Source organism: Deltaproteobacteria bacterium (assembly GCA_016180845.1).
Taxonomy (GTDB): domain Bacteria; phylum UBA10199; class UBA10199; order JACPAL01; family JACPAL01; genus JACPAK01.
The window spans coordinates 42,530-68,378 of record JACPAK010000003.1 but is presented as its reverse complement, the minus strand read 5'-3'; the positions used below and the strand labels follow the sequence as shown (position 1 = coordinate 68,378).

Here is a 25,849-nt window from a genome sequence, read left to right as displayed (position 1 = left end):
GGTAATGAACAAAGGCCGAGGTTAATAGGAGAAATTATGGTAACGGCAATTGACCCAAATGCGTTTCGGACATCAGGAAAGACGGTAAAGACAGCGTCAGGGGCGCAGGATTTTTCTGTTTTTATGGGGGCGATGGCCCCGGCAGGTGCCGAGGGGACGGTTCAGGGTGGAGGGGATACCCGACACGCCGCTGTGACTCAGGCAGCGATGACCGGTCTTTCGGGGGCAAGCGCTCCATATAACTCTCCCTACATGGGGAGCCTCGGAGCAGGGGCTGCTTTAGGTGTTGCGACAACCAATCCCTTTGACGCCGGAGCGGCGACTCCCGCTTATACGGGAGGGACCGCGCCCGCATCCACAGCGGCAGCAGGGGCCGGTGCCGTTCCATTTGAAAACGCGAGTCAAGATTTTTTAGAAAAGGATTATATTCTTAATAAAATGCATTCAGACTCTCTCAATATGTTGGTTCTTCAGGCGCAGGTACAACAGCAGAGCCGTCAGTTTACGATGGTTTCCAACATGCTCCAGAGTCGAGATCGGACGCTTCACAATCTGATCCAGAACATGAGAGGAATGTAACCGAGGGGATAATAAGGGGGATAACACGTGGTCCCTATGGAACGCCAGGACTTGGTCCTTCTCATGGAGGCAGGGTACGTCTACATGGGAATGGGACGCTTCGATGAGGCGCGCGAAGTGTTTGAGGGGATTTCTGTTTTGTCTCCGGCGAGTGAGATTCCGCTCGTAGCTTTAGGGACTGTTTTTTTTGCCACCAAACAATTTGAACGGGCAGTCGCCTTTTATAAAAAGGCGTTGGCGCTAAAAGGGGACAGCTCCTTTGCACGCGCTTATTTGGGGGAGGCGCTTCTGTTTAAAGGCAAAAAATCCGAAGGGATTAAAGAATTGGAAAAGGCCTCTCTTCTCGATCCTTCCGGGACGGCAGGTGAGTTTGCACGTTCCTTAATGGAGGCGGTCAAAAATGGCTTCGTTCCGCCGACAAAAGAATCCCATGCGTAAATATTTTCTTGTTCTTTTGGTGCTTGCACTGATGGCTGGCTGTCAGAAGGCGGATCTGCATCACGACCTCACAGAGATCGAGGCTGATGAGATCATCAATCTGCTGCACCAGAACACGATTGAGGCTGAGAAACGAAAAGAGGTCTCCGGCCAAGAGGTTTCCTGGGTCGTTGTTGTTCCGAAATTGGATCTCCCCGATGCTCGCAGGATCTTGATCGCCAATAGTTTTCCGAAAAGAAAAGAGCTTGGACTCTCCGGGGTTTATAAGGAGAAGGGGTTGATCCCGACCCCTGATGAGCAAAAGGCGAGGTTTCTGCTGGCGTTAAAGGGTGAGATTATCAACTCTCTTGAGAAGATACCGGGCGTGGTCGATGCCGATGTGGTTTTAAATGTTCCCGATGAGGATGAGTTTGCAGAGTTTGAATCTGCTGAAAAGAGGCCAACCGCCTCTGTGGTGATTCGATCACGATCGGGTGATGATCTTTCTCTCACTGAGGGAAAGGTTCAGAGGTTTGTCGCTAATTCTGTGCCGAAGCTCAATCCCAATGATGTTGCGGTGATTATCTCGAGAACAGGAGGGACCACTATTGCGCCTTCTTCAACATCGACCCTTCTCCCCCCTTCAACAGGTGTTCCGCCAGCAGTTTCTGTCCCGTCTCCTGTGGAAGAGGGGGCTGACTTTGTCGAGTTGGCCGGGATGAAGGTGGAAGAGGGGTCGATCGGTCGTCTCAAGCTATTTTTTATCGGACTCTTGCTCCTCCTTATGGTGGTCTCAGCGGTCCTTCTGATTATGGTGGTTCGATTTAACAGACTCCGTGTTCGATTTCAGACAGGGACCCCAATTGAGGGGGTTCCTGTCGGTGGTGGCGAACAACAACTCCTCGGTGGTGGAGAAGGGGGAGGGACTGAGGGGACGTTTGATGTTGGACGTAGGGGTGGGTAAAATCTCTCCAGGTGGAGCAACTTAACCCCTACCTGTGCCCGATAATATAAGTGTTAGAGGTTTTATATGAATTTTAACAAGGTAGACGCGAATCGAATCAAGTTTGAGGCGAGGATCAGTGAGCCCCCGGAGTCCCCTCGCAGGGGGTCGAAATTTGGCCGTTTCCTGCGTTCTTTTGGGGCCTTGGCCGCTCCTGTTGGTTTTGCCTCTTCTTTTTTCTTTCCCCCAGCCGCGTTGGTGGGGGCTACCGCCTATGGGCTTGGGCAATATGGTGGTTATCGGGATGGCATGAAGAGCGCTGAGCCGAACTCGAAAGAGATGCCGTCGATTTATTTCCCTGGCGTGACGACCCCTGCTGGGGGGCCATCGATGGGGGCGGTAGGTTCTCCGGCGGTAGGTGATCCGATGGATGTGATGGTGAATCGTCAGGCGGCGACAAATGATATGATAGGACAGGTGAGATAAAATGATAATCAAAAACCGGACAGACGGTGTGAATACCGGCAATGTGGTTTCGTTGGATCCGAAGAAGGCGGCTCGTCCAGCGGAGGCAGCCTCTACGGTTGATCCTTCTTCTTCGGCAGCGACCCTTCAGGCGATTCGTCAGGGGGTCTCTCGCAATACCCATAATCTGGATATTTATAAAACTGCTGAGATTCGGCAGGCCTTGGATGATCTCCTCTGTGAGGTGATGGGGGATTGTCCCGATCCGATGTTGGAGAGGTTACGTAATCTCGTCAGAAACGGCTAGTCACCTCAACTCTGGAGACAGAACCCCCCAAAATTAGAGCCTTTTTCTGGCTCACGCCAAAGCCCTCATATAACCATTTGAAAAAATAAGAGATTTTCTATAAGACCGGAACATCCGTTTGGCACAGGTCCTGCAAGCTTACTCTTTGTGAAGGAGAACTCTATGGTCCTGAAACTTCTTTCTCGTAGGGCGAAGACGAACAGAGTGGTCACAAAACCGTCAGATCTGACCTCGAAGGAACAAAAGGAAATCCAGAAGAGAAACAAAATTGTTGAGCAGTATCTCCCCTATGCGACTTCGATCGCCGGTCGGGTCATGCAAACCCTTTCGTCAGCGGTCGATTTTGATGATGTCATGTGTAACGCACGGCTTGGGCTTATTGAGGCAGCGGAAAAGTTTGATCCCACAATGAATGTCGATTTTAAGACCTTCTCTTACTACCGTATCAAAGGGGCTATTTACGACGGCTTAAGAAAAACAGGATGGATCCCACGGGCCCTCTACGCAAAGATCAAGTTTGAACAGGCGAGTAACGAATACCTCCAGTACATGTCCGAACGTCAGGGGGCTGCTGCGCGTCTGGTCGAGGATGAGATGGCCGAGCTCTATGATACGGTGAACTCTCTTGCCTCGATTTACGTGATCTCTCTGGATGCGGCGGAAGATTCCCCCGAACTGGTTGATCATAAAAGCAAGAACATCGAGCAATCCGCAGAATTCCAGCAGATCAAACAGTCGATGAAGGAAGCGATCGAGTCCCTGCCGGATAAGGAACGAAAACTGATCAAGCTTTATTATTTTCAAAACAAAACGCTCGAGGAGGCCGGAGCGATGCTGGGGCTTTCGAAGTCATGGACCTCAAGGTTGCATGCAAGGGCGCTGGAGGTTCTTTTCAAGAAGATTCATTCCAAGACGCGAGGGAACCGTTTCGATGAGATTGTGAAAGCGAAGGAGGTTTAATGGACCCGGCGATTGGCAAATTGATGGGTGAGCTAGCGCTTCCAAAAGAGTCAGGGGGGCCTGCCGGAGGGGCGGCCAATTCTGATTTTAACAAGATTCTGGAAGGCCAGCTGAGCCAGACCGATGATACGAAGATGATTGAGCAGGCGCTTGGTCTTGAGAACAAATCGCCTTCGATGAAGGTCATGTCTGCGGATCAAATCTCACTGGACCCTTCACAGGTTGGACTCGAAGGACAGAGGACTGATCCCCTCCATCTCTTAAATGAAGTCAACCGCAGCGCGCTTCAGATGGATCAGATGATCGAGATGGTCACGAGCGGGGGGTCGTTTTCACCGCAGGAACTTTTGGCGATTCAGGCGGGGGTTTATCAGATTGTTCAGGAAGTTGATTTGACAGGTCAGATTGTCTCCAGTGCGGATCGGGCGAGAAACTCGCTCCTGAATATTCAGATTTAATGAGGTAAGACGATGATGGAGAAGGATCAAATACGACAGGAGATGCTTGTGGCCCTCTGTGTGGGTGCCGAAGGAGAAAAGGGGAAGCAGCTTTTTTCTTTTGCAGCGCCGGAGGAGGAAAAGCGTCTGGGTCGGATGGCAAACCGTCATCTTCAGGGGGAGGATCTTCGATCGCTGAAGGAACGTGTCTTGAATTTGAGCCGACTGGCTCGGCATTTTGCCTTTGAAGAGATTCATCCTGACTGGTTTGTGGAACGTTTTCGAAACGAATCCCCGCGACTTTTCAGCCTGCTGATCCAATTTTTAACAGCAGAAAAGTCCGAAAAAATTTTGGAACGATTAACGAGCATTGAAAGACGTCGTCTTCCCAAAACGATGGTGAAGATTTCACCGGAAGTTTTAGGGGTGGTGCGCCATCTGATCGAAAAACGTTTTGGAAAAAGTCCTTATTTCCAAAGTGGTCAAAATTTTTCTTTTGAGCACTTGGCAACATTAAAAGGAGAAGGACTGAGAGCCCTTTTAAAAGATGTCGGGATGGAGGAGATCTGCAAGGCGTTTCAGGGGCTCGATTCGCGGATCGTTCGGGCCTTTTTGGCACGATGTCCTTTGCAGGATGCGCAGGAAATTAAAGAGCGATTGTCGGCGATGAAGTCCGTTTCCGATCAGGCGAGACGTGAGTCCCAGAAGCATCTTCTCTCCCTTGAGTTGGGGCAGATCCCCTCAGAGAGTTTTTTTGTTGATATCGGCTTCTCCGTATTGGCGAAGGCGATTGATTCGACCCAGCTCTTTTGGGTCGAGGGGTGTTACCTGAAGCTTCCTTTGGCCGAGGGGTATCGCCTGAAGAGAATTCTTCATGAGAAGAAGGTGAAGAAGGAAAAGGGAGATGAGAAGGCCCAGAGGCAGATCTTGAGTCGTCTGGCAACCTTGGCCAAACAGGGGCGCGTTCATCCCCAGTGGAAAGATGAAAAAGAGGTCGAGACAACCGATCTGTTTCGCGGGGAGGGTCTCTGATGTCGAATATTATTAAAGGGAATAGGAATCTCCACGTTTTTGAGCCGGATCTGGTCGATCTCTCCTCTTTAGGGGCGATCATTCCCGGTGAATTGATCCAGGCGAGGGAAGAGGCCCGAAATATTATTCAGAGGGCCCGGGAAGAGGCCGAAATTATCCGAAAGCGGGCCGAGAGAGCTTTGATCGAGGCGATTGAGGAGAAGAAGCTGGAAAAAATTCGTGGATTCGAGGAAGGACGACAGGAGGGATTTTCCGGGTTAACGGAGCGGATTGTTCAGGCAGAAGTGGAACGTGAGAGGATTTTGGCAGGTCAGGAGACTGAGCTGATCCAGATGGTGATGGAGATCGCGAAGAAAATTGTTGTCCGTGAACTCGAAAAGGGGGCGATTATTGATATCGTACGGGATGCCCTGGATAAGGCGGTCGGAGACCGTGTGGTGGTGAGAGTCCATCCGGCTGATAAAAAGCAGTTGGAGAAAAATCTCGCCTCTCTCGCGGATTCTTCCAGGGTTCTAAAAATTCAAGAGGACTCGTCGATCGTTTCTGGTGGATGTTTGGTGGAAACGGAGTTGGGGACAGTGGATGCCCGGTTGGAGACCCAATGGGCTGCGATTCGAAAGGCGTTAGGCCTTTCGGAAGGAGAGTAGGATGTCTGTTTTGAATCTGACAAAGTATCGAAAAAATATTTCTGAAACCTCGACGGTCCAGATGAAAGGGCGTGTGACCGAGCTGATCGGTCTTGTGGCGCGTGCGGTGGTTCCCAATGTGAAAGTTGGTGAGCTCTGTTTCATTCACCCGTCGGATGGGCGAGAGCCGCTTCGGGCTGAGGTGGTCGGTTTTCAAGGACATGAGGTTCTTTTAATGCCTTTGGGCGGGTTGGACGGGATTTCACCGGGGAGCGAGGTGGTTCCGACAGGAGACTGTTTGAAAGTGAAGGTGGGACCGGAACTTTTGGGACGTATCCTCGATGGGCTTGGAGATCCTATTGATACCGATGAGAAGGGGGCGCTTGTCTGTGGAGAGAGTTATCCGGTGCATCAGGAACCCCCCGATCCCCTGAAAAGGAAGCGGGTGACCGAACCGATCTCTGTGGGTGTCAAGTCGATCGATGGATTGTTGACGGTCGGTGAAGGGCAACGAATCGGAATCTTTGCCGCGGCCGGTGTTGGGAAAAGCACCCTCATGGGAATGGTCGCCAGAAATTCAGATGCCGATGTGAACGTGATTGGTCTTGTGGGTGAGCGAGGACGTGAGGTCCGTGATTTTATTGAACAGGATTTACGTGAGGAGGGGTTGAAACGGTCTGTTGTGATTGTCGCGACATCGGATCAGCCGTCCCTCGTTCGAGCGAAGGCGGCCTATGTCACGACAGCGATCGCCGAATATTTCCGGGATCAAGGCAAAAAAGTCTGTTTAATGATGGATTCCGTCACCCGTTTTGCGCGGGCCCTTCGTGAGATTGGACTGGCGGTCGGAGAGCCTCCCGCTAGACAGGGTTTTACCCCTTCTGTTTTTTCGACGCTTCCGAGGCTTCTCGAAAGGACCGGTAACTCGGACAAAGGTTCTATCACCGCCTTTTACACGGTCCTCGTCTCCGGGGATGACATGAATGAACCGGTGGCCGATGAGACACGCGCGATCCTGGATGGGCATATTATTCTGTCGCGTGATTTGGCGGCCCGTTCCCATTATCCGGCGATCGATATTTCAGAAAGCATCAGCCGCGTCATGGATAATATTGTGACTCCCGAACATCGCGAGTCGAGCCGCAAGCTTCGTGAGGTGGTGGCGGCCTATGAGAAGGAGCGGGATTTGATTCTGATCGGGGCTTATGAGGCAGGAACCGATCCCCGTGTCGACTATGCGCTCGAAAAGATCGAAGAGGTCAATGCCTTTTTGAAACAGGGGATCGATGAATCTGTTGGCTTCGAAGAGACGATCACTCAATTGAAGGAGATTTTTGGATCATGAAGATTTCTCTGAAATATCGATTGCAGCCGCTCCTCGAGATCAAGGAGCGGGCCAAGAAAAAGGCCGAGATCCTTCTCGCAAAGGCGATGGCCCGTCTGGAGGAAGAGAAGAAGAGGCTTAAGAAGCTTGAAGAGGAGAAGCAGGAAATTATCCGGAAGAGAAAAGAGATTCGGCGGCATCTTCATGAGCATGTTTGCACCGGTCAGGCGAAGGTGAAGGAGAGTAATTTCGGGATCAATTTTTTAAAACGCCTCGAAGAGGAGGAAAAGCAGAAAGATCAGCAGATTGAGCAACAGAAGCAGGTGATCCTGGATTGTGAAACCCAGGTGAAGCGTGCCCGACGCGAATATATCGATGCGGCGAGGGAGCTCAAGGTGATGCAGAAACATAAAGAATTGTGGAGGAAAAAGCTTCAACTCTTCCTTTCACGGAAAGAAGAAGATGAGATGGATGAGTTGGGGAATATCATCCATCAGGGGAGGATACAGATGGGAGATCGAGGGAGCAGCGGTATGCTCCATCGAATAAAGCGAGGATCCGGCTTTGCCGGTCCGAGCGAATTAACTGGGGTTTAATATTTATGTCAGACGACGGATATACAAAAGTTGATGATGGTTATCGAAGCAGATCCCGGATTCAGCCGGAAAGCCTGAATCGGGGTGGGCGACTCCTCGTGCCGCAACGAGGTTCGACCTCTTCAACAAACACGAAGGCCCCTTTTCAGAAGATCATGGAGGATATGAAAGACAGCCGTCCTTTGGATACAGGGACCGGGACTTCGGCGAGTTCATCGGGGGATGTGAAAGAGGCGAACGATCGACCGGTCGAGCAGATCGCCTATGAAGACCGGTCTTCAGAGAGGCAGCAGCCGCGTTCTTTTCGAGAAGATTATGAAAAGAAGACCCGCTCGGCCGATCGGGAATCTGACAGTCGCAAATCGAAGAACGCGCAGGGGGAAGGTGAAAAGCCGAAGGGGAAGGTTGCCGAACAAAAGGTCATCGCGAAGTCGCCTCTCTCGGACCGTCAACGGGACGGCCAAGGAAAAGGGGGCAGCAAGGATGGCTCGACCAACCATTGGCAGGGGAATAAATTTAAATCATTTGTGATATCTCCTGATCTCAAAAACCTTCAGAAAGGGAAGATTCAGGAACTGGGACAGAGCGGATTTGTGGCCCACATGAAGAAGACGCAGGAGATTTTTTCGAAGAAGACCCAGACGCCAACTGTTTTTACGAAGGAACTTTTGGATCAGATTGTTCAGTATGTTCGTATTCTCACCAAGACCAATGGGGAGAAGGAGATGGATGTCTCTCTGCACGAAAAGGTCTTCAAAGGTCTCCGTCTCCGGGTTTCTGTCAAGGATTCCAAGGCGGAGGTCAATTTCCTCACCTCGTCCGAAGAGGTTCGGGAGCTCTTCCTGGCCCATCGCTCCGATCTCGAAAGGACTCTTGCCGAAAAAGGAATTGATGTTCGGCGGATCAATGTTATAATGATTTAGCGTGGTTAGCATCAAATCCTTTGATTTTGGGAATCTTCCCCATTTGACAGATGAGGAGACGGGATTAGCCTCTTCGTTCTACCGCTATTTGTCTCCCGCCCTGCTTCGGGATGAAATCCAGCCCTCCCTTCAGGAGCTTTTGACTACTGAATTAGGGACCGATGTTTCGTTTCAATTCGATACGATCACGACGCAAGCAACTGGTTCGTATCTCGAAAAACTCCCCCCCCAAGGGGTTTTTCTGGTTTTGGGTCTGCCTCCGATGGAGGAACGTGCGTTTGTTGAGATCGATTCCCAATTGGCCTTTGCGATGATTGATCGGTTGCTGGGGGGAGGAGGGGAGGTCCCTCCCTTCCTGCGTGCCTTAACCGAAATCGAGCAAGGGGTCTTTTCTTATTTGCTCCTCAAAATTTTGGCCCGGTTTTATGAAAGGTGTGATCGATCCGCAAAGAGCCATTTTCGGCTCTATGAAATTCGCTCCTCCAGTGAAGAGCTTGCCTCTCTTGTGAAACCGGAGGCATCTTCTCTGATTCTGATGATCAATGTCACGGTGGGGGATCGGTCTGGTTATTGTCGTTTTATCTTTCCGGCCCCTTTTGTCCAGAGGGCCTTTTCAGAACCGGTGAAGGAGATGGCGGAGGCCGATCATCGGTATGAGGAAGGACGGCTTCAGAATTATGGTTTTGTCAAAACCGATCTTTGGGCCGAGGTCGGACGAACCACTGTGAGGGCGCGAGAGCTGGAATCTCTGAATGTCGGAGATGTCGTCCTGTTTGACCAAACCTCGGCGGAGTATCATGAGGGGAAGGTTCAGGGGCAGTTGACGCTTCGTATTGGATTGGGTCAAGAGGCTGCTTACCCTTGTGAAGTGATTGATTCCAATGAAACGTTACATGTGAGGCTAAACTGATGAAGGAAAAAGATCCTTATCTCTCGGAACTGGATGCCTTGGGTGATTTGCCGGAGGACGAGGCGACCGACTTGCATGAAGACCTCCCGCCGATCGTCCCTGAGGAAGAGCCTCCCGCCAATCCGCCGGAGGAGATTAGTTTTGGCGAGGAGGCATTGTCGCTCGCCTCGGATGTCCCTGTTCAGATCGTTGTTGTGCTTGGACGCAAAGGGGTGACGATGAAGGATCTGATGGGGCTCAAGGCTGGAGAGGTGGTGGAGTTGAATAAGGTTCCGAATGAGGCGGTCGATCTTGTTGCACATGGACGTGTGGTGGCGAAGGGGGAACTTGTGGAGATTGACGGAAAATTGGGGGTTCGGGTTTTGAAAATCATAAAATAAAATATGGAAGGTACACCAGACTTCGCCTGGCTCTTTATCAAGATGATTGCGGGACTGATCCTGGTCCTTGCCCTGGCGATTGTTTTGATCCGGTATGTCCTTCCGCGTACCGGTGCACGATGGGGACGACGACCAAAGGATGGTTGGGTTCGGATTGTTGATCGATTCGCCCTGGAGCCGCGAAAGAGTCTCTATTTGGTAAAAATTGCGGAGCGCTATCTCGTTTTGGGGACTGGTGAGGGGTCATTAAGTCTGATTCAGGAGTTGACGGCAGAAGAGGGGGGAAAAATTGAAAACGGGATTTAAAATCGCCTCCCTCTTGTTCTTCACGCTGCTTTCCCACGACGTTGCCTTTGCCCAAGCGACCAATCCGCCACCCTTTTTGGGTGGGTCCACCGAACAGGCGATCGCCCGACCTCTGGTCCTTCTGCTTGTTCTTGTCGGGATCTCCGTGGTTCCCTTTGTCGTCATGATGACGACATCATTTGTGAAGATCGCCGTCGTCCTCGCCTTGATTCGGAATGCCCTCGGAACCCAGCAGATCCCGCCGAATACGATCATCACCGGCCTTGCCTTGATCTTGAGCATCTACATTATGGTCCCGGTCGGGATTGATGTTTATAAGGTGGCCGGCGGGACGATCCAGAGTGGAAGTGCGAAGCCGGTCCTCTCCGATGTGACGGTGAGTCTGCTCGTGAAAGGGATTCAGGAGGCGCGCGAACCGGTCCGTGCCTTTCTGATCAAGCATGCCCATGCAAAGGAAAAGGAGCTTTTTTATAATCTGGCGAAGAGGATGAGGAAACCGGAGGATCGGGAGGGTGTTACCGACAAGGATTTTACGATCCTGGTTCCCTCGTTTGTGATCTCGGAGCTTTCGGAATCTTTCCAGATCGGGTTCATCATCTTTCTCCCGTTTTTGGTGATCGATATCGTGATCACCAATATCCTGCTCGCCTTGGGGATGTTCCAGATCTCACCGGTGACGGTGTCATTGCCGTTTAAGCTGCTGCTGTTTGTCTTGGTGGATGGGTGGTACCTTATAGCGAAGGGGATAATTTTGGGGTATGTATAAGGTAGGAGGTTGATCGTTTGGAATCCTACGTCATCTCAATCACCAAACAGGCGCTCTATCTGACGCTGATCCTGACCGCTCCCCCGGTTGTTGCCGCGCTGTTGGTCGGTCTTGCGATCAGCCTGATCCAGGCGACGACTCAGATCCAGGAACAGACACTGACTTTCGTGCCGAAATTGGTCGCGGTCATGGTGACGCTCGTCCTGGTCGGGCCGTGGACGATGGTTCAATTGGTTAATTTTGCGCAGGCTTTGATGGATTCATTTCCGACGTACGTTAAATAAATGGAAAAAATTTTCCAACTCGCCGGCGTTCCGACCATCGACTGGCGATTTGCCCTTGTCGTCGCGAGTCTTATATTTGTCCGACTCATGATGATCACGGCGACGATCCCGTTTCTGACCGGCAAACCGGTGCCGGGGATGGTCAAGGTCGGTCTTGCGTTGGCGCTGCTTGTTTTTCTGTATCCGTATATCTCGGCGACACTTCCCGCGAAGACCACGATCCCGCCTCTCATGATGATGATTCTCTATTTCAAGGAGGCGTTTTACGGGATCGCGATCGGTTTCGCCTCATCGATTGTCTTTCATGGTTTTCAGGCGACGGGACTTGTGATCGATAACCAACGCGGGGCGGCGCAGGCGAGGTTGCTGATCCCGCAGTTCGGTCAAGAGAGCTCGGTCTTTGGACAGTTCGAATATCTGCTGGGGATCGTCATCTTCCTCGTAGCGGGAGGGCATCTCCTCTTTTTCAAGACAGTCGTGGAGAGCTATGAACTTCTTCCGATTCTCACGCTCCCGAAATCCCAACCTGATGTTGTTGCGCTCGTCGATGAGTTTATCCGGTTGACCGGTATTGTCTTGATCCTCTCGATGCAGCTTTGCGCCCCCGTCCTGATCGCGATCTTCATTGCCGACGTGATCCTCGGGACGATCAGCAAGACCGCCCCGTCGATCAATGTCTGGGAGTTAGGCTTCGTCGTGCGCGGTGTCCTCGGTGTCCTGATCGTTTTCCTGGGGATCGGCCTGATCGCCTCACAGATGGAGAAGCTCAGTCTCGGGATGATCCCGCAGGTGGAGAGGATCATCAACTTTCTTGGAAAATCTTGATCCCGATCTTTCGGGCGATCTCTTCTTGCTGTCGATCGGCTGTGAGGAGTTCCAGGCTGGAGAAGTCAGGATCGATGTGGACCATCATGGCTAGATGAAACGCATCGCCTCCGCGGCAATAACCATGCTGGAAAACTTTTTGATATTCGTATTCTAAAGAGCGACCAGGTGCAATGAGTGTGACATCAGTCAAAAGCTTCGATGCGCTATCGAGAGGTATCTTTTCTCTTCTTGCTGAGGCATAGACCTCTGCTTCAAGAAGATAAGAACTCAATATCTCACTCTGCCGGGCAAAGATTTCACGATATTTTGGAGACTTCTCTTCACCAAAAAGCATGGCAACAACAACCGATGAATCGACGTAGATTTTTGTCATTCTCGATCCGCAAGAAATCTTTTCAAGGCGCCGGGCCTTGGAATGGGTGATGGGAGGGATGCCGATTTTCTGGATCGTCGCACAAGGCCTCGCGCCTCAAGTTCTTTTAATCTTTCGTCCAGGGTCGATGCGGTTTTTTCTTTGAAAGGAACCACTTTGGCAATCGGTGTTCCTCTTTCAGTAATGACCGTCTCTTGTCCCTTCTTTACCATCCGTAAGACCTCAGAGAGTTTCGCCTTCGCCTCGTAGATAGAATAGGTGTGAGCCATGAAGCGAATACTATATTATCTAGTCAGACTAGTCAAGTTAGTCGGCCACAATAACTCACCCCCCGCCCCTCTCTTACATTAAGAGAGGGGGGAAGATTTAACCCCCTCTTATTATAAGAGGGGGATCTTGCTTTCTCGGATATACTTGAGGGGAGTTATGTATTTAACTACTTATTTTAATTAACTAATTTAACACAAAAAAATCCATCCCCCCCCGCAACTTGGGGGCCTCCCCCTCCCGATAATTACAATGTGAGTAGGAGTATACACATTTTAACCCCGGGGGATCAGGTTCCGCCTTTGGCGGAGGAGGTCTAAATCCATGGAACATTATGGATTTGAAGGAAGGTTCCTTTCCCTACCGGGGGAGCGGTTTGGGTTGCTTGAAGGGGTCCCTGGTCCCGGTGAAGGGGGCGTACCGACGAAAGACCTCTACGAGCAAGGAATGAAAAAAATTGAGGAGGAGGCTAAAAAAGCGGAACAGGAGGCAACACTTGCAAAGCTTCGGGAGGCGAGACGGCTCATTCCAGGGACTGTGGATGACTTGAAGGGGCTCGCTTCAAAGTTTGTCAAAGACTTTCCGGGCTTGAAGCATTTCCTGACCGACAGGACATTTGTTGTTCCAGGTGTTGCCCGGGATATCCCACAGGGATTAAGAGGGAAGCCGATGACCAAAGATGAACAGGAGTTGAGCGGTTTCGTCCAAAAAGTTTTATTTGGGATGCCGGATCCTCAAGGGAATTATGAACCAGGGTTTCGAGGTTCGATGTCGGAGAAGGCTCAGTTGCAGCTGATGGAGGCGATGAGAATCGCTGACCGAGTCGATGAGAGTAATAACGGGACAATTGATGAGGCCCCGGAATCCGGAAACTTCGGTGAGACAAAGCTGAATTATGGTGGGGGGCGCTCTGAGACCCTGAAGGAAGAAGACCTTGTTCGGGGTGCCGTGATCCTTTCCAGGGGTCTTGAGCCGAAGATGAAGCAATTAAGGGCTGATTTGAGAAAAGTTGAGGAGGCGATTCGGAAGGAAATCGAGAAACTTCAGGATCAGATTATCAAAGACAGGGGGGAGGACCTTACCGCTGAAGAAAGAAAGCTTCCAAAGGAGAAACAGATTGAGGCGATAGTTTATAAAGAGACGCATCCCAGCGCCTTAAATCAGATCTTGAAATCACAAGGTGGTAAATGGGGCCTTATTATAATGGGTCTCTTCATGGCGTTTCAATTTGGTTTGGGGCGCGGCATTCGTAATATCGGACGTCGCCTCAGGGGCCGTCCTCCTATCCCAAGTGAGAAACAGATGCGTGTCAAAATCGAACAACAGGGTCGAGATCTGGCAGAGTTGAGAGAGGCCCTTGCGCGTGAAATGGAGGCTTTTAGGGCTGAGGTCACTGCCGCAGTCAAGGCTGCGGCAACAACGACACCTGCCCCCGCTGCACCACCTGCTGCCGAGGTGGCAGTCGCCCCTACTGCAGAAGTTGCCGTGACTGCTGCTCCAGCTCCTGCAGCCGCTGCCGAACCAGCCCCAGCTGTTCCAGCTTCTCCATCACCCGCGCTACCGCCTCCCGCCGAGGCTACACCACCGCCGCCACCTCCAGCAGCTATGAGGACCGCTGCCGCTCCTGACTGGAATGCGGTAGACCCCACCCAGACCAGTTTGGACGAAGCTAGTTTGTTAGATGAGGCCCCTATTAGACCAGGGCGCTTGGCTGTTGCTCGGCGTCAATTTATGGAAGGGGCCCGTGAAGGGTGGAGTGAACCCAGTGTCGGAATTCGTGGGGCTGCAGGGGAGATAAAGGGGGGAGTTCTTTCCGGAGCAGGTGCCTTATTTACGCTAGGTTTTGCAGGACTTATCGGGGCCGGCTATGCTGTGGAGAAGAACCGTGGGTTGAGTCGTGCCGAAAAAGATGACTACCAGGAGATTATCGGGTGGGTTGGTATGGGAATGGGTGTTGGTATGGTTGCCTTGCTTGGCTTCAGACATTGGGCAGGGGCAAGCCTGAGTGGCTTCGGTCTCACAGGGGCCGCTATTGCGAGGGTCATCGGTCCGGCACTTGTCGCTACTTATGGTCTGAACGACGCATTTCAACACTGGCTGGATGAATATGGTGGCAAGTCAGAAGATCTTGAATGGCGATACGGAGCGACCGCCGTGGCGTTTGTGGGAGGGGCCCTCTTGGCAGTTGCCAGCGCCCCTGTCGCCGTCGGATTGGGCGCCGGTCTTACTGTTGGAACGAAGCTCGATCAGAAATTTCATATTGGAGAAGAAACCGAGAGGAGATTTGTAGAGGCCTACGGGACCCCAAGTGCACTTTATAAAGATGGAAAGCTTGTTCGAGATAAAGATGGAGATATCATCTTCAGAGATAAGGTTGAAAAGAGGGATGCGCAGGGTCGGGTCATGCGTGATAAAGAGGGGAATACGATCTACGAATATGAGAACGATGGTTCCTTCCTCTCCTGGATTGCCAGTAAGCCTGATTTTGGGAAATACAATAACACTCAGGAGCAGGATCGTTATGTCGCTGCCTATGAGGAGATTCTCGATAAACAGCTCCCGAAGATAAAAGAGCAGGGTCAGGTTTCTATCGAACAATACTGGGATGGGACGCGAACCTATGACAATGGCGAGTCCAAGGTTAAACTTCGCAGAGAGGCGACCGGAGATAAGATGGTTCCTTATAAATATTTTGTTGAGGTTGACAAAAAAGAATATCAAATTCCTGTGGAGACCAGCGCGTCGGTCCGAAGCTGGCTTAAGGACAAGTTCCAAGCCCTGAAAAAGGACCTGAGACCGACCGACAAGCTGACGTTTGTCTTGGACGAACTTGTTGCCGGAGTTGACAAACAAGCGAATGTTGAGCTTCGACGAAAAGTGGTTCGATATGAAAACGACAAGCCTGTCTTCAGCTACTTTTTATCGCATGATGGGCGTACGCAGCAGATTACTGCGAAGACACCAGCGGAGTTGCGGAATAAAGTTGAGTCTTTTCTGAAGGACGATCTGAAGCTGACGGACAAGGATAAACGAACTGCTGTCGCAGACCAGCTTCTTGGCGGGATCAAAGGTGGGACAGAATCTGTTGTTGGATCTCCCGAGGTGATCAATTGTTGGCTGAACAATCGACTTGAGGCGTTCAAGAAGGTTGGTGCACAACCAGAGATCGCGAAGCTTGAGGCTGTCGCAAAAGATCTGACAAAGCGTGTCGCCAATTCGAACAAGGTTTCCGGTGAAACCGCCCATGCCTTAAGATCAGTTGCTATCAGAAGCTGGTTGGAAACCTTGCATGGACGGCTCAAGAAGGAAGAGAAGCAGGAGGGGGAAAAGACAGGAGAACTCGCTAAGGTCATTCAAAAGGTAGAAAAAATTATAGTGGATGAGGGAGTCGTGTCGACATTGGTAACTTTTGTGACAAAGGATCAATCCGCAGGCCCAAAACCGGCCGATAAGAAGGCGGCTGGGACAACCACAACCAGTTCGACGACGAGCACGACGAGTTCGCCGACTCCTCGGGTCCACAAGACGAGTGCTAAACCGGGGGCACCTGTAGTAGAGGATGTGAAGTAGAGAGGAACAAGAGGAAACAATGGCAGATTTTGAAGTTATAGTTCGAACAGGAGGTAGAGGGGCAAGGGATCTTGCGACAGCTGTGCCGCCTGATCTTGATGGTGGGAATCTTTTGACCGTGAGTCCTGAAGAGGCAGGCCAAACCGTTTTTACCCTTGTTGGTGGTACGACGAAGGCGACCGTGGACGAGCTTAAAGCACAGGGGGCGACGGAGATAATTTTTAGACGACCTGGGAAAGCGGACATCAAAAAACCGATCGCCTTTTGGGATGGCAAGCTGACCGCATACAACGCCTTCCATGCCGAACCGGTCCACACCGTCAAGATTACCATTCCTTCCAAGACTGAAATCCAAAGGCTGACCGGGACCGGAAGGGATGCGAAGGAGCACCCGCTCTACCCGTTGATCAAATATGAAAAACAGGAGATTCCGATCACGATCGAGTTTCCCGAAGGATATGATAAATTCGACGAGTTTACACCGGAGATTGCCAAGCGGGTCATGAAGGCGCTCGAGGATCATCATCCCGATCAGGATTTTGTGAAGGCGTTGAAGAACGCCGCCCAGAGTTTTGGATTGGGGTCCAAGATTTCAGTGAAGTTCGGATATGCCCCCGACACCGACATGAGGACGATCTATAGTCAGTCCCAACTCGAAGGGGCGAAGGCCGAGGGGAAAGAAGACGACGGGATTCATACCAGTGACCCTCATTTTGCAGCGTACAATTTTGGTGAAGCTTATAAATCAGTCCATGCCGCACTCGCGACCGCGCGCAAACTTGAGATGCGGATCCTGGAGCTGATCGAAGAGATTTTGACGATACTTGCCGTCGGAGATCCCGACCTCCTCGCGATCCTGGCTGATCTCGAGGCGGCGCTTGAGCAGGTCGAGGCGTCGAAGACAGGGATTATCTCTGCCGAAAAGAAGGCGCATCTTAGAAAGAAGATCCAGGCACTTCGCGATGAACAGTTTAAACATCAGGAGAAGGCTTCAGCGGCGATCGGGAAAAAAGATCAGGCGGCCTACGACAGAAGCAAGGCGGATGTTGAGAAGATCGGTTACCTGATCCAGGACGCCGAGGCTCTGAAGCAGATCTATGACGAAATGCCGCAGATCCATATGCGTGCCGCCGAGGCGGCCAGGAACACCGCCGAACGGATCCGATATTCCAGAGATCGTAGCAAGCAGTAACCCCTTGGTCTGGTTATTTCGTAAGCAGAAAATTATAAACCTCTCTCCGATGACCGATCTTTAGAATCCAGATCTGATTTTCAGTGATTTTGTAGATGATCCGCCAATCTCCGACTCGAAGACTCCAAAGATTTTCTCCCGTATATCTTAACGGCTTTCCGAAATCGGTTGGTGCTATGGAGAGGCGTTCCTCGATCGTCGATTTGATTCGCTTTAAAGTTGGTTTGTCCAGTCGGTGGATATCCTTTTCCAGACAGTTTCGGTCGTAGAGGATTTCAAATGACAATCAGAGTCCCGCTTTTTTCCAGAATTCCCCATGTGTAAGAGCCTTGGACGGATCAAAGTTTTTTGCCCTCTTGCCCGCCGCGCGTGACCAGTAGCGGTCTTCATAACTTTCATAGGCTTCGCGGACCAGATCTCGTAATTTCATGGAGAGGGAGAGCCCGTCCTTCTTGGCCACCTTGCGAATCCAGTGATAAAGTGGACTTTCAAGAACGACCATGACCCTTGGATTTTTTGTACTCATAGTAGCCTCAAGGTATCAGATCTGATGAACCTTGGTCAAGCGGGTTTTCCATTAACCCCGGTCCCCCTCTTACCCTCCGGCCAGCAGAAACTGCTCCAGCGTCATTCCGGTGACATGGCTGGTTTGAAACGGGGTGCCACAGATCACGGCCAGGTGACCGTGGGGAAATGATTTAGAGAACCAGCTAAAATCAAGTGGGCCCGCCCGTCCGCGTTTGACTTCGATCAACTCGTGGTTTGGAGTCACAAAATCAATTTCATGATCCTTCGAGCCCCAAAAGCCGATCGCTTCAGGGTTGTCTGCTCCGGCCAGAACAGATCGCCGCCAAACCTCCTGAGCGACCAACCATTCCATAAACATTCCCTGCATTTCCGTAGTGAGCGTCTCGAACTGATCGATGGAACGCAGTGCCGCCGGGTGAAAAGCGATCGCTACGGCAAGGTTGATGAAATGGAATTTGCATCGTTTTCTGATTTGCAGAATACCGGCATTGGTATCCCACGGCCAGGCGGGGAGAACGGCCAAAAGGTCGGAGAGCTGTTCCAGATAGCCGCTTGCCACCGTGTTGTTTGCGAGGCCCGATTCGCGGGCCAGTTTGGCATATCCGATCGGTTGCCCGCCGCCTCTGAAGAGGATCGGCAGAATTTGGGTTAGGGCAACCCGGCTCCTGCCCGAGGCGACGACTTCTCCCATAACCCAGTCCCGGATCAGTTGAATGAAGTATTCGGGGAGGTGTTCAGATTCATAAATGTCGTTGCAGGCCAAGGGGGAGCCTCCGGTCAGGAGATAGGCGATCCAGCTCTTTTCCCCCAGCTTGTGTCCGCAGAGACGGTGGAACTCCCGGTACGAAATGGGGAGAAACAAGAACTCGCTTTTCTTCAATCTCCCCTTGCGACCGGGGAGTTTTTCCGATCCTCGGCGGAGGTCCGATGCCTTTGAACCGGTCGTGATCACGAGGATATTTCTCAGGAGCCCTTGGTCGATCACCCGCTTGATACCCCGCTCCCAACCGGTGACGGCCGTAATTTCATCAATGAACAAACGCTTCACTTTTGCATCGGGGGAATAGGAGGCCTCCAGGTTTTCTATTTCCCGTACCAGATCCTCCGGAGAGGCCAGTTCGTCTCCATTGAGATAGAAGGCGGATCCACGTCCATAATCCTGGATCGATTTTTTTAGGTGCATTTCAAGCCATGTGCTTTTTCCGTACTGTCGGGGGCCGCGGATAGTAATCAGGCCCGGCTCCAGTGGGAGTTCCTCGAGGCCGAATTCAAACCGGAATTGCACCACCCTGGATTTCATCTCGGCCAAATGAGGCCACATATCTTCGCGGTCGATCTCACCTTGCGCCAAAAGTTCGTTAAAAGACTTAACGTCCATAACGTTAAGATACCTAACGTTTCAAACGTTAGCAAGAGGATATTCCCACACCGATAACGGATTAGGGGATATATTTATTGTGACTCTCTCCAGATTCCTGTAAAATAAACGCAATTTCAGCCCCATGTAACGCAACTTGAGGCAGCTCTGGGGCCGATAATTTAGATGTAAGGGGGCACTACCCCCTCCAAGGAGGATCTATGGAGACTTGGGGATTTGAAGGACGACGCAGCGAGATGCCGGGGGAGAGGTTTGGGTTAATGACTTATGAATTTATCAGGAGACACCATGTAAATGAGCAAGCCCTTCGAGATGGTGGAGTGTTAGAGAGACTCAATACGGCAGAAGATAAGGATGATTTGCTTCAGAAAATTGATGCTGCGAAGAAGGCAATCAACAACAAATTAGATAAAGCTGAGGATGAAGACCAGATTGAAAAACTTGAAGCTGCCTTGGAAGAGCTTACGGAACTCGAAGGCAAAGTTGATGAAACGAGAGCCGACAGGGCCGACGCACCGGATCATACGCGTCGTGGGGGTCGTGTTCGTACCACCTCTGAGGGTGGAGATGACGAGGGTGATCCGTATTCATTACTGACAAAAGATGAAAAAAAAGAGCTTCAATTAGCAAGACGGGATCATGAAATGGCAAAGTATAAACGTAGCGGAGAGCGGATGAATAATCAGAATACATTGGAAGAGCTCGGCCTGGCAGGTACCGCCTTCAATATGTTTAATGGGGCGGTCGGTGGCGGGCCGTTCATGAGCAGTGCCAGTGTCGGTCCCGGTGGATCTTCTTTTGGTGTCGCGAGTGGTGGTGGATCTGGTCATTTCGGTGTTGCGCCGTTTGGTGGGGGGGGCGGTGGTCTCTTGGGAATTGCCTCTCCCGGCGTGTTTGGTGGTCCAGGGGGCGCGATGGGACCGGGCGATGTGCTTTTCAATATCGGCGCCCCGATGATGGCTGGTGCCGGTGGGCTTGGCGAAGATATCCGACGCCAAAATTCAAAATTGGAGGCGTTGATCAATTTCCTGCTGATGCAGATCCTTTCCGGGAATACCGATGCGATCACGAGCGCGTTGATCGCGATCTCCCGGAAGTCGAAGGGGACGCTGATCCTCTCCTCGGTCGCGATGCTCTCCGCGATGAAGCAGTATGACAAGCAGCAGGGGCAGATCTCCGATACCTTCCAGAAGCTGCAGTTCGATCCGGGAAATCCCGACAGCATGGCGAATTTTCAGCATCAGTCACAGGGGCTCTCGATGCAGTTGAACAGCATCGCGGTGGCGCGGCAGATGCTGATGAATCAGATGCGGGATGTGCTGACGATGACGGAGGAGATCGGGAACGTCGAGAAGTCGGTGCTGGATATCGTCGGGCAGTTCAAACGGCATTATTCGAGGTTCAATGTCTAACATCAACAAAACAATGAACATCGGCGGGAGCGCGGGGGCAAACTCCGTCCCGCAGAAATCCCCATCCGATGAATTTTCCCGTACCGGGAAACGAGACGGGGTTCCCTCGGAGTATCGCTCTGTCGAGGTCTCCCAAAAAATAGCCGAGGCGGCAGAGATCCGTCCTCAGGAGCTCCTGACACGGCTGTCACGTGAGGATTATCAACGGCATAAGGAGGTCGTGACTGACCTTGAGACCGCGCTTTCGCAGGTGGTCGATAAAAAGGCGCTTGAAGAGGGTCGGGCAAAAGGGATCGTTCAGTTTGCGAGAGAAAAGTTGGCTGGACTTCAATCCAAAGTGAATCAGGAGAAAAATCCCGCGAAGAAACAGCTTTTGCTGAAACAGGTCCAGACGATCAAGAATTCTATTGATGCGGTGAAGAAGGTTCAGGCGGAGATGGAGACGAAATTTGAGGCGCAGGGACCGTCTGATGTGCCAAAGACACGCCTTGATCTTGCCTTGAACAAGTTGACACAGATTTACGGAGAGAAGATTCCGGTCCAGGAGCCGGCGAAAATTCGCGAGGTGGTGATCGGAAGGCTCCAAAAAAATCTCCAGCTACTCGCGGAAGGGCGTCGCAAGGTCGCGGCTGAACTCAGACAGCAGATCGAGCTCCGCAAATCAGGAAAGGCGGATGAAAAGAGGATCAAGGAGCTTCAGCTCGAAGAACAGAAATTTTTGAGAGGGGAAAAACTTTATTCCGATACGATTGTGCATGTCGAGAATTGGGTCAGAGAGCTTGAAAAAGGAACCATTGAATCCGAGCTTCGACAGGAGTTGAGTGTGGGACAAGATGACGAATCGGTGGCGACTGAGGAGGAGGGGTCTGGGGGGACTTCCGAGGCTTCAGCCGCCACACCCACCAACACACCAGCAACCGGGCGCCCCGGTGGTTCTCGAGGCCGCTTTGTCGGGATCTCCTCCGCAGGTGGAGGGGAAGGGACTCCTTATGATGATGGGGACTCGGATTATATTGAGATGAACCGGGGATCGGGGGGGACGACCATCGTTCAGTCCCAGTCTGCCGGAGGGGCGAGTCGTCCTTCGGATCTCATGATCGACATTGCGCTGAGTTCGACCAATACAGCGGTCTTGGAGAATGCCGGACGTGTTCGTGCAGAATGGCAGAGGACGAAGCGCGTGGTCGATCAGATCATGAGGCGCCTCCTGGCGGGTGATTACCGTGTCCTCGATCTTGCGTTGATCATGCTCTCCCATCAGGCGGCGATGTCGACCGTGACGGTAGGGGCGAAAATGGTGAAGGCGCTCGAGGAGCAGGATCGGCAACAGCAACAGGTGGTGACACAACTTGATCAGCTTTCGGCAGAGAATCCTAATTTTGCCTCACAGGCCTCATCAGCGAATCTGCAGGTGAACAAGATTGCGACAGACCGTCAGGCGACGATGAACCTGCTTCGGACGGCGCTGACCAGTATGGAAGAGATTCAAAATATTACGAAGTCGTATCTGGATATCCAAGGGGCGCAGATCCGACATCTCTCACGATTTAATACTTAAACCTGATAACTTATTGTCATCACTCAAGAATTATGTTACCTTAGGAGGTAAAAGAGGTGGCCGTGGCGGCGAAAAAGAAGGGGGATACCGAAAAGAAGAAGGAAACGGCAAACCCACTTCAAGAAGAGGTCATCAAGCAACTTGAAGAGGCGCTGAAGAAGGTCTCCCCGGAAAAATTGACTGAGGCGAAGAAGAGAGTGGCGGAGCTCACGAAAGGGGATCTTTCGTGGACGGAACTTTTTGCCCTCCCCCCTGAGAAACTCCAACAGATGGCGACGATCGGTTATGAGCAGTTCAAATCGGGTGGTTACGACCGGGCTGAGAAGATCTTCAGGGGCTTAACAATCATTGATCCTGAAAATTATTATTACCATCAGATGTTGGGGGCAACCTTTCAACGTCAGGAGAAGTACGCCGAGGCGATCCTGGAATATTCTGTTGCGGTTGATCTCAATCAAAAGGACACCGTTTCATACACGAACCGGGGCGAGTCTTATTTGGCGATGGGTCTTCTCCCTCTGGCGAATCAGGATTTCGACAAGGCGATCTCTTTCGACAAGGAGGGGAGTGATCGTTGGGCAAACAGAGCACGCATGTTAAAAGAACAGGTGAAGATTAGAGGAGATAAGAAATAATTTATGCCAGTAGATCCGACATCTTTTCGAACAGATCACCAACTGGAAACCCCCGCATCCAGAGTCGATCTTCCGATTGCGAGTCCCGAATTTTACCGGGATCTTCAGGTTCCAAAGACAGTCCTTCAGGATCTCCGTCTCCTCTCGCAGTTTTTCTCTTCGCAAGGGGCCAAGCTGCATTCCCTGGAATACACCGAAAAGATCAAATCGCTTTCCGGAGAGATCCCTGAGTTTGATGAGATTCGGGAAGAGATCGAGAGTCTTCAGCCTGTTGAGTTGCAAGAGGAGCAGGCCTTGGGGAGCCTTTATGAGGAGATTCAGAGGGCGTTGAACAAGGGAGGGAAGGGGATAGGGATCCAGTCGGCGGGTGACCTGAATAATTTGATTGAGCGGGCCCAGGATTATGTGAGTAACCGTGGAGCGACGCCAGGTGCGGATGTTCCTGTTGGCGACCTCGATATCTTCGATCAGGTTTTCATGACCGAGATCAATGAACAGAAGGGGAAGAGAGACGAAGAGTATCAGAAAATTCTCACGATAGCCTCTGTCGATCCGGAGACCGCCGTCTTGGCGGCTGTCTTCACGATGGCGTATAGAACGACCGATTACTATGGTGAAAAACTGAAAAAGGCGATGGAGGTGTATCGAAATCAGATTGATCAACTCGATCAGTCGACCGCCCGTATGGATCTCACCGGTGCCTCGACTGCAGAGATTGCGAAGGCGAATGCGGAGCTTTCCAAAAATACGAGCTATATGGGAATTGCCAGTTTTGGAATTCAGAGCCTCAAGCAGAAGCTGGACCAGGTCGATAATATGACACAATCGATCTTGGGGAGTTTGCAGGAGACCCAGAAACAGATAATAGCGAATTTCAGAGGCTAAACCTTCGATGCCTCTTGACGAAACAAGACGACCCTTCGAAGAAGACGACCGAGGACGCGTTCTCGATCCAAATCCGGAACGAAAACGTTTCCTGACGGAACTTTTTTACAAATTTGCCAGGGGCCGGCTTTCGATCTCCGATCTCGCCCGATTTCCCAAGAAAAAACTGATGCGTCTTGCCGAGATAGGATACTTCAAATACAAGTATGGCCGCTATCAGGAGGCGATGAAGATTTTCGAGACGCTTATCGCCGTCGACAATGCGAATCCCTACTATCATACCGCGCTCGGGGGGGTTTACCAAAAAATGGGACGTTACGTCGATGCCGTAGTGGAATACACGCGGGCCTATCGTCTAAATCCGAAGGATCTCTGCGTTTTTGTGAATCGCGGGGAGATCTATCTCAAGCATAAAAACTTCCGAAAGGCGGCTGAGGATTTTCGGAATGCAATCGTCCTCGATTCGGAAGGGAAGAGTCTCTGGGCGAATCGTGCCCGTTCACTCGTGATAGCGTTGAAGAGAAATTTGGAGATGCGGCAGAGGATGAGGAAGCCTGCTACTCCCCCTCCTCCACGTCCCCGAGGATCCCGTACTTCTTAAGCAGATTTCGAATATGCTTTCGATCAATGCCCGCCTCACGCGCGGTCTTCGAGATATTGTAATTGTTTCTGCGGAGGAGGGCGGCGAGATAGTCTTTTTCAAACCCCTCAACGATTTTTTGCTTCGCCTCCTTGAAGGGAAGTCCCATATCGACCGGCATTCGTTCCGTCGCCTCATCATCCTCTTTTTCGATTTGCTCAAAAACATAAGAAACATGTTGTCCTGCGATCGTGTTTCCCTCGACGAGCGGGACCATTCTCTCAAGTATGTTGATCAGCTCACGGACGTTCCCGGGCCACTGGTATCGCGACAGCATTTTAAGGGCGTCATCGTCGACACGGGTGACCCGAAGGGATCCATCCGGTTTCAGATTAAATTTGTTGGTCGCCAGGCAATGTTCGATGAGAGGGCCAATATCGTCCGGACGTTCCCGAAGCGGAGGGACGTTAATCTTTACAACCGACAACCGATAGTAAAGGTCTTCCCGGAATCGTCCTTCGCTGACCTCTTTGCGAAGATTACGATTTGTCGCGCAGATGACACGCACATCGATCGGGGCCGAATCATTCGCCCCGACCTTTTTGACTTCACGTTGTTCGAGGGCCCTCAGAAGTTTTGGTTGGAGGTCGAGCGAGAGCTCGCCGATTTCATCCAGGAAAATTGTCCCTCCATTCGCCTCTTCGAAGGCCCCGCGTCGACTCGAAACGGCTCCCGTAAAGGCCCCCTTCACATGCCCAAAAAGTTCGCTCTCAATCAAGTTTTCTGCCACGCCTCCACAGTCGAAGACGACAAACAGCTTGTTTTTGCGTGGGCTGTACTCATGGATCGCCCGGGCGACCACATCTTTTCCTGTTCCGGTTTCTCCCTCGATAATGACCGTGGCGTTTGTCGGTGAGATTTTTTCGAGGATGCTGAAGATCTGGCGCATCTTTCGAGACCGACCGCGCAGAGGACCGAACTCCTCCTTCGTAGACGGCTCGATCTGAACTTTCTCGTCGAAAGCGGTAAATTCGATCCTGGTTTTTCCAAGTCGGATCACGTCACCCGGAGACAGGAACGCCTCCTTGACGCGAATGTCATTGATATAGGTGCCGTTGGTGCTTTCAAGATCTCTCAAGAGATAGCGATCTTCTGACTGAACAATTTCCAGATGATTTCTTGAGACCGTCTTGTCATCAACCACCATGTCATTTGTTTCTTTTTTCCCCACCTGAAACTTGGATCTTGAGAGCGGGAATTTCTTTCCCTTGCCGGATCCTTCAATAACAACCAATTGGCATTTACGTTGAAAGACGACATCTTTTTGATCTTCTTTCCCGATCAGTTGTGTGTCGACATCAACAGTAACAGGTTTCGGATCCATTAAA

Annotated in this window: 31 protein-coding genes; 25 read left to right on the top strand and 6 right to left on the bottom strand. The window is 51.5% G+C overall.

The window, feature by feature from the left end; genetic code table 11:
* Positions 1-36 precede the first annotated feature (36 nt).
* The 18 genes from HYT76_06100 to HYT76_06015 all read left to right on the top strand — a co-directional run bounded on the left by HYT76_06100 (position 37) and on the right by HYT76_06015 (position 12,080).
* Positions 37-579, top strand: coding sequence for a hypothetical protein (locus HYT76_06100; GenBank protein ID MBI2083124.1), 543 nt, complete (start codon positions 37-39; stop codon positions 577-579).
* 36 nt (positions 580-615) lie between these two features.
* Positions 616-1,017: a hypothetical protein gene (locus HYT76_06095; protein MBI2083123.1), complete on the top strand. Its 402-nt coding sequence runs from the start codon at positions 616-618 to the stop codon at positions 1,015-1,017.
* The gene (locus HYT76_06090) at positions 1,010-1,960 is read left to right on the top strand and encodes a hypothetical protein (protein ID MBI2083122.1); all 951 of its coding nucleotides are present in this window, start codon (positions 1,010-1,012) and stop codon (positions 1,958-1,960) included. The genes HYT76_06095 and HYT76_06090 overlap by 8 nt, the downstream gene beginning before the upstream one ends.
* Positions 1,961-2,026: 66 nt before the next feature.
* Complete coding sequence (locus HYT76_06085; protein ID MBI2083121.1) at positions 2,027-2,425, top strand: hypothetical protein; 399 nt, start codon at positions 2,027-2,029, stop codon at positions 2,423-2,425.
* A 1-nt stretch (position 2,426) separates the two neighbouring features.
* Entirely contained in the window at positions 2,427-2,711 is a 285-nt protein-coding gene (locus HYT76_06080) for a hypothetical protein (protein ID MBI2083120.1), read from the top strand.
* A 162-nt stretch (positions 2,712-2,873) separates the two neighbouring features.
* Positions 2,874-3,671: a sigma-70 family RNA polymerase sigma factor gene (locus HYT76_06075; protein ID MBI2083119.1), complete on the top strand. Its 798-nt coding sequence runs from the start codon at positions 2,874-2,876 to the stop codon at positions 3,669-3,671.
* Positions 3,671-4,129: a hypothetical protein gene (locus HYT76_06070; protein MBI2083118.1), complete on the top strand. Its 459-nt coding sequence runs from the start codon at positions 3,671-3,673 to the stop codon at positions 4,127-4,129. Before HYT76_06075 ends, HYT76_06070 begins: the two co-directional genes overlap by 1 nt.
* A 12-nt stretch (positions 4,130-4,141) precedes the next feature.
* Positions 4,142-5,140, top strand: a complete 999-nt coding sequence (locus HYT76_06065; GenBank protein ID MBI2083117.1) for a hypothetical protein — start codon at positions 4,142-4,144, stop codon at positions 5,138-5,140.
* Positions 5,140-5,787 (top strand): hypothetical protein, encoded by a 648-nt coding sequence (locus tag HYT76_06060; GenBank protein ID MBI2083116.1) that lies wholly within the window; start codon positions 5,140-5,142, stop codon positions 5,785-5,787. Before HYT76_06065 ends, HYT76_06060 begins: the two co-directional genes overlap by 1 nt.
* Before the next feature lies 1 nt (position 5,788).
* Positions 5,789-7,111 (top strand): flagellar protein export ATPase FliI, encoded by a 1,323-nt coding sequence (fliI, locus tag HYT76_06055; protein ID MBI2083115.1) that lies wholly within the window; start codon positions 5,789-5,791, stop codon positions 7,109-7,111.
* Complete coding sequence (locus HYT76_06050; GenBank protein ID MBI2083114.1) at positions 7,108-7,686, top strand: hypothetical protein; 579 nt, start codon at positions 7,108-7,110, stop codon at positions 7,684-7,686. Before fliI ends, HYT76_06050 begins: the two co-directional genes overlap by 4 nt.
* 5 nt (positions 7,687-7,691) lie before the next feature.
* The gene (locus HYT76_06045; protein MBI2083113.1) at positions 7,692-8,609 is read left to right on the top strand and encodes a flagellar hook-length control protein FliK; all 918 of its coding nucleotides are present in this window, start codon (positions 7,692-7,694) and stop codon (positions 8,607-8,609) included.
* A gap of 1 nt (position 8,610) precedes the next feature.
* Complete coding sequence (locus HYT76_06040) at positions 8,611-9,519, top strand: flagellar motor switch protein FliM (protein MBI2083112.1); 909 nt, start codon at positions 8,611-8,613, stop codon at positions 9,517-9,519.
* Complete coding sequence (locus HYT76_06035) at positions 9,519-9,899, top strand: FliM/FliN family flagellar motor switch protein (protein ID MBI2083111.1); 381 nt, start codon at positions 9,519-9,521, stop codon at positions 9,897-9,899. Before HYT76_06040 ends, HYT76_06035 begins: the two co-directional genes overlap by 1 nt.
* Positions 9,900-9,902: 3 nt before the next feature.
* Positions 9,903-10,205 carry a flagellar biosynthetic protein FliO gene (gene fliO, locus HYT76_06030; protein ID MBI2083110.1) on the top strand — a complete coding sequence of 101 codons (303 nt, stop codon included), beginning with the start codon at positions 9,903-9,905 and terminating at the stop codon, positions 10,203-10,205.
* Positions 10,189-10,971, top strand: coding sequence for a type III secretion system export apparatus subunit SctR (gene sctR, locus HYT76_06025; protein MBI2083109.1), 783 nt, complete (start codon positions 10,189-10,191; stop codon positions 10,969-10,971). The genes fliO and sctR overlap by 17 nt, the downstream gene beginning before the upstream one ends.
* A 17-nt stretch (positions 10,972-10,988) precedes the next feature.
* On the top strand, positions 10,989-11,255 hold the full coding sequence (gene fliQ, locus HYT76_06020) for a flagellar biosynthesis protein FliQ (GenBank protein ID MBI2083108.1): 267 nt from the start codon (positions 10,989-10,991) through the stop codon (positions 11,253-11,255).
* On the top strand, positions 11,256-12,080 hold the full coding sequence (locus tag HYT76_06015; GenBank protein ID MBI2083107.1) for a flagellar biosynthetic protein FliR: 825 nt from the start codon (positions 11,256-11,258) through the stop codon (positions 12,078-12,080).
* Here HYT76_06015 and HYT76_06010 read toward each other — a convergent pair.
* Together HYT76_06010 and HYT76_06005 are read right to left on the bottom strand one after the other, a co-directional pair.
* Positions 12,058-12,456 (bottom strand): PIN domain-containing protein, encoded by a 399-nt coding sequence (locus HYT76_06010; GenBank protein MBI2083106.1) that lies wholly within the window; start codon positions 12,454-12,456, stop codon positions 12,058-12,060. The genes HYT76_06015 and HYT76_06010 overlap by 23 nt on opposite strands.
* Positions 12,453-12,725 carry a type II toxin-antitoxin system prevent-host-death family antitoxin gene (locus HYT76_06005; protein MBI2083105.1) on the bottom strand — a complete coding sequence of 91 codons (273 nt, stop codon included), beginning with the start codon at positions 12,723-12,725 and terminating at the stop codon, positions 12,453-12,455. The genes HYT76_06010 and HYT76_06005 overlap by 4 nt, the downstream gene beginning before the upstream one ends.
* Positions 12,726-13,047: 322 nt before the next feature.
* On the opposite strand from HYT76_06005, the gene HYT76_06000 reads away from it, so the two are divergent.
* Both HYT76_06000 and HYT76_05995 read left to right on the top strand, forming a co-directional pair.
* Positions 13,048-16,293, top strand: coding sequence for a hypothetical protein (locus HYT76_06000; GenBank protein ID MBI2083104.1), 3,246 nt, complete (start codon positions 13,048-13,050; stop codon positions 16,291-16,293).
* Between the two features lie 19 nt (positions 16,294-16,312).
* Positions 16,313-17,485 carry a hypothetical protein gene (locus HYT76_05995; protein ID MBI2083103.1) on the top strand — a complete coding sequence of 391 codons (1,173 nt, stop codon included), beginning with the start codon at positions 16,313-16,315 and terminating at the stop codon, positions 17,483-17,485.
* 13 nt (positions 17,486-17,498) lie between these two features.
* Here the strand turns inward: HYT76_05995 and HYT76_05990 are convergent, their stop codons facing one another.
* The 3 genes from HYT76_05990 to HYT76_05980 form a co-directional block, all read right to left on the bottom strand.
* Positions 17,499-17,771, bottom strand: a complete 273-nt coding sequence (locus HYT76_05990; protein ID MBI2083102.1) for a type II toxin-antitoxin system RelE/ParE family toxin — start codon at positions 17,769-17,771, stop codon at positions 17,499-17,501.
* Positions 17,772-18,011 (bottom strand): antitoxin, RHH family protein, encoded by a 240-nt coding sequence (locus HYT76_05985; GenBank protein MBI2083101.1) that lies wholly within the window; start codon positions 18,009-18,011, stop codon positions 17,772-17,774.
* 69 nt (positions 18,012-18,080) lie between these two features.
* Positions 18,081-19,391 (bottom strand): ATP-binding protein, encoded by a 1,311-nt coding sequence (locus tag HYT76_05980; GenBank protein MBI2083100.1) that lies wholly within the window; start codon positions 19,389-19,391, stop codon positions 18,081-18,083.
* Positions 19,392-19,591: 200 nt separating this feature from the next.
* Here HYT76_05980 and HYT76_05975 point away from each other — a divergent pair, with 200 nt between their 5' ends.
* From HYT76_05975 to HYT76_05955, 5 genes are read left to right on the top strand one after another with little or no spacing between them, the layout of a single operon-like run.
* A complete protein-coding gene (locus HYT76_05975) occupies positions 19,592-20,803 on the top strand; it encodes a hypothetical protein (protein MBI2083099.1) in 1,212 nt (403 codons plus the stop codon).
* Positions 20,796-22,361 carry a hypothetical protein gene (locus tag HYT76_05970; GenBank protein ID MBI2083098.1) on the top strand — a complete coding sequence of 522 codons (1,566 nt, stop codon included), beginning with the start codon at positions 20,796-20,798 and terminating at the stop codon, positions 22,359-22,361. Before HYT76_05975 ends, HYT76_05970 begins: the two co-directional genes overlap by 8 nt.
* A 56-nt stretch (positions 22,362-22,417) precedes the next feature.
* On the top strand, positions 22,418-22,996 hold the full coding sequence (locus tag HYT76_05965) for a tetratricopeptide repeat protein (protein ID MBI2083097.1): 579 nt from the start codon (positions 22,418-22,420) through the stop codon (positions 22,994-22,996).
* A gap of 3 nt (positions 22,997-22,999) precedes the next feature.
* Positions 23,000-23,881: a hypothetical protein gene (locus tag HYT76_05960; GenBank protein ID MBI2083096.1), complete on the top strand. Its 882-nt coding sequence runs from the start codon at positions 23,000-23,002 to the stop codon at positions 23,879-23,881.
* Between the two features lie 7 nt (positions 23,882-23,888).
* A complete protein-coding gene (locus tag HYT76_05955; protein MBI2083095.1) occupies positions 23,889-24,482 on the top strand; it encodes a tetratricopeptide repeat protein in 594 nt (197 codons plus the stop codon).
* On the opposite strand, the gene HYT76_05950 is transcribed toward HYT76_05955, so the two are convergent.
* Positions 24,439-25,845, bottom strand: a complete 1,407-nt coding sequence (locus tag HYT76_05950) for a sigma 54-interacting transcriptional regulator (protein ID MBI2083094.1) — start codon at positions 25,843-25,845, stop codon at positions 24,439-24,441. The two genes, HYT76_05955 and HYT76_05950, sit on opposite strands and share 44 nt — an antisense overlap.
* Between the last annotated feature and the right edge of the window lie 4 nt (positions 25,846-25,849).

Excerpts from the sequence above, each read along its gene's own strand:
- HYT76_06000 (MBI2083104.1), top strand. The coding sequence starts at position 13,048 with ATGGAACATTATGGATTTGAAGGAAGGTTCCTTTCCCTACCGGGGGAG.
- HYT76_06080 (MBI2083120.1), top strand. The coding sequence starts at position 2,427 with ATGATAATCAAAAACCGGACAGACGGTGTGAATACCGGCAATGTGGTT.
- HYT76_06050 (MBI2083114.1), top strand. The coding sequence starts at position 7,108 with ATGAAGATTTCTCTGAAATATCGATTGCAGCCGCTCCTCGAGATCAAG.
- HYT76_06065 (MBI2083117.1), top strand. The coding sequence starts at position 4,142 with ATGATGGAGAAGGATCAAATACGACAGGAGATGCTTGTGGCCCTCTGT.
- fliI (MBI2083115.1), top strand. The coding sequence starts at position 5,789 with ATGTCTGTTTTGAATCTGACAAAGTATCGAAAAAATATTTCTGAAACC.
- fliO (MBI2083110.1), top strand. The coding sequence starts at position 9,903 with ATGGAAGGTACACCAGACTTCGCCTGGCTCTTTATCAAGATGATTGCG.
- HYT76_06075 (MBI2083119.1), top strand. The coding sequence starts at position 2,874 with ATGGTCCTGAAACTTCTTTCTCGTAGGGCGAAGACGAACAGAGTGGTC.
- HYT76_05980 (MBI2083100.1), bottom strand. The coding sequence starts at position 19,391 with ATGGACGTTAAGTCTTTTAACGAACTTTTGGCGCAAGGTGAGATCGAC.
- HYT76_06035 (MBI2083111.1), top strand. The coding sequence starts at position 9,519 with ATGAAGGAAAAAGATCCTTATCTCTCGGAACTGGATGCCTTGGGTGAT.
- HYT76_06095 (MBI2083123.1), top strand. The coding sequence starts at position 616 with ATGGAACGCCAGGACTTGGTCCTTCTCATGGAGGCAGGGTACGTCTAC.
- HYT76_06070 (MBI2083118.1), top strand. The coding sequence starts at position 3,671 with ATGGACCCGGCGATTGGCAAATTGATGGGTGAGCTAGCGCTTCCAAAA.
- HYT76_06085 (MBI2083121.1), top strand. The coding sequence starts at position 2,027 with ATGAATTTTAACAAGGTAGACGCGAATCGAATCAAGTTTGAGGCGAGG.
- HYT76_06010 (MBI2083106.1), bottom strand. The coding sequence starts at position 12,456 with ATGACAAAAATCTACGTCGATTCATCGGTTGTTGTTGCCATGCTTTTT.
- HYT76_06045 (MBI2083113.1), top strand. The coding sequence starts at position 7,692 with ATGTCAGACGACGGATATACAAAAGTTGATGATGGTTATCGAAGCAGA.
- HYT76_06100 (MBI2083124.1), top strand. The coding sequence starts at position 37 with ATGGTAACGGCAATTGACCCAAATGCGTTTCGGACATCAGGAAAGACG.
- HYT76_05960 (MBI2083096.1), top strand. The coding sequence starts at position 23,000 with ATGCCAGTAGATCCGACATCTTTTCGAACAGATCACCAACTGGAAACC.
- HYT76_05995 (MBI2083103.1), top strand. The coding sequence starts at position 16,313 with ATGGCAGATTTTGAAGTTATAGTTCGAACAGGAGGTAGAGGGGCAAGG.
- HYT76_06060 (MBI2083116.1), top strand. The coding sequence starts at position 5,140 with ATGTCGAATATTATTAAAGGGAATAGGAATCTCCACGTTTTTGAGCCG.
- HYT76_05985 (MBI2083101.1), bottom strand. The coding sequence starts at position 18,011 with ATGAGTACAAAAAATCCAAGGGTCATGGTCGTTCTTGAAAGTCCACTT.
- HYT76_05975 (MBI2083099.1), top strand. The coding sequence starts at position 19,592 with ATGGAGACTTGGGGATTTGAAGGACGACGCAGCGAGATGCCGGGGGAG.
- HYT76_05955 (MBI2083095.1), top strand. The coding sequence starts at position 23,889 with ATGCCTCTTGACGAAACAAGACGACCCTTCGAAGAAGACGACCGAGGA.
- HYT76_06090 (MBI2083122.1), top strand. The coding sequence starts at position 1,010 with ATGCGTAAATATTTTCTTGTTCTTTTGGTGCTTGCACTGATGGCTGGC.
- HYT76_06005 (MBI2083105.1), bottom strand. The coding sequence starts at position 12,725 with ATGGCTCACACCTATTCTATCTACGAGGCGAAGGCGAAACTCTCTGAG.
- HYT76_05950 (MBI2083094.1), bottom strand. The coding sequence starts at position 25,845 with ATGGATCCGAAACCTGTTACTGTTGATGTCGACACACAACTGATCGGG.
- HYT76_05970 (MBI2083098.1), top strand. The coding sequence starts at position 20,796 with ATGTCTAACATCAACAAAACAATGAACATCGGCGGGAGCGCGGGGGCA.
- HYT76_06015 (MBI2083107.1), top strand. The coding sequence starts at position 11,256 with ATGGAAAAAATTTTCCAACTCGCCGGCGTTCCGACCATCGACTGGCGA.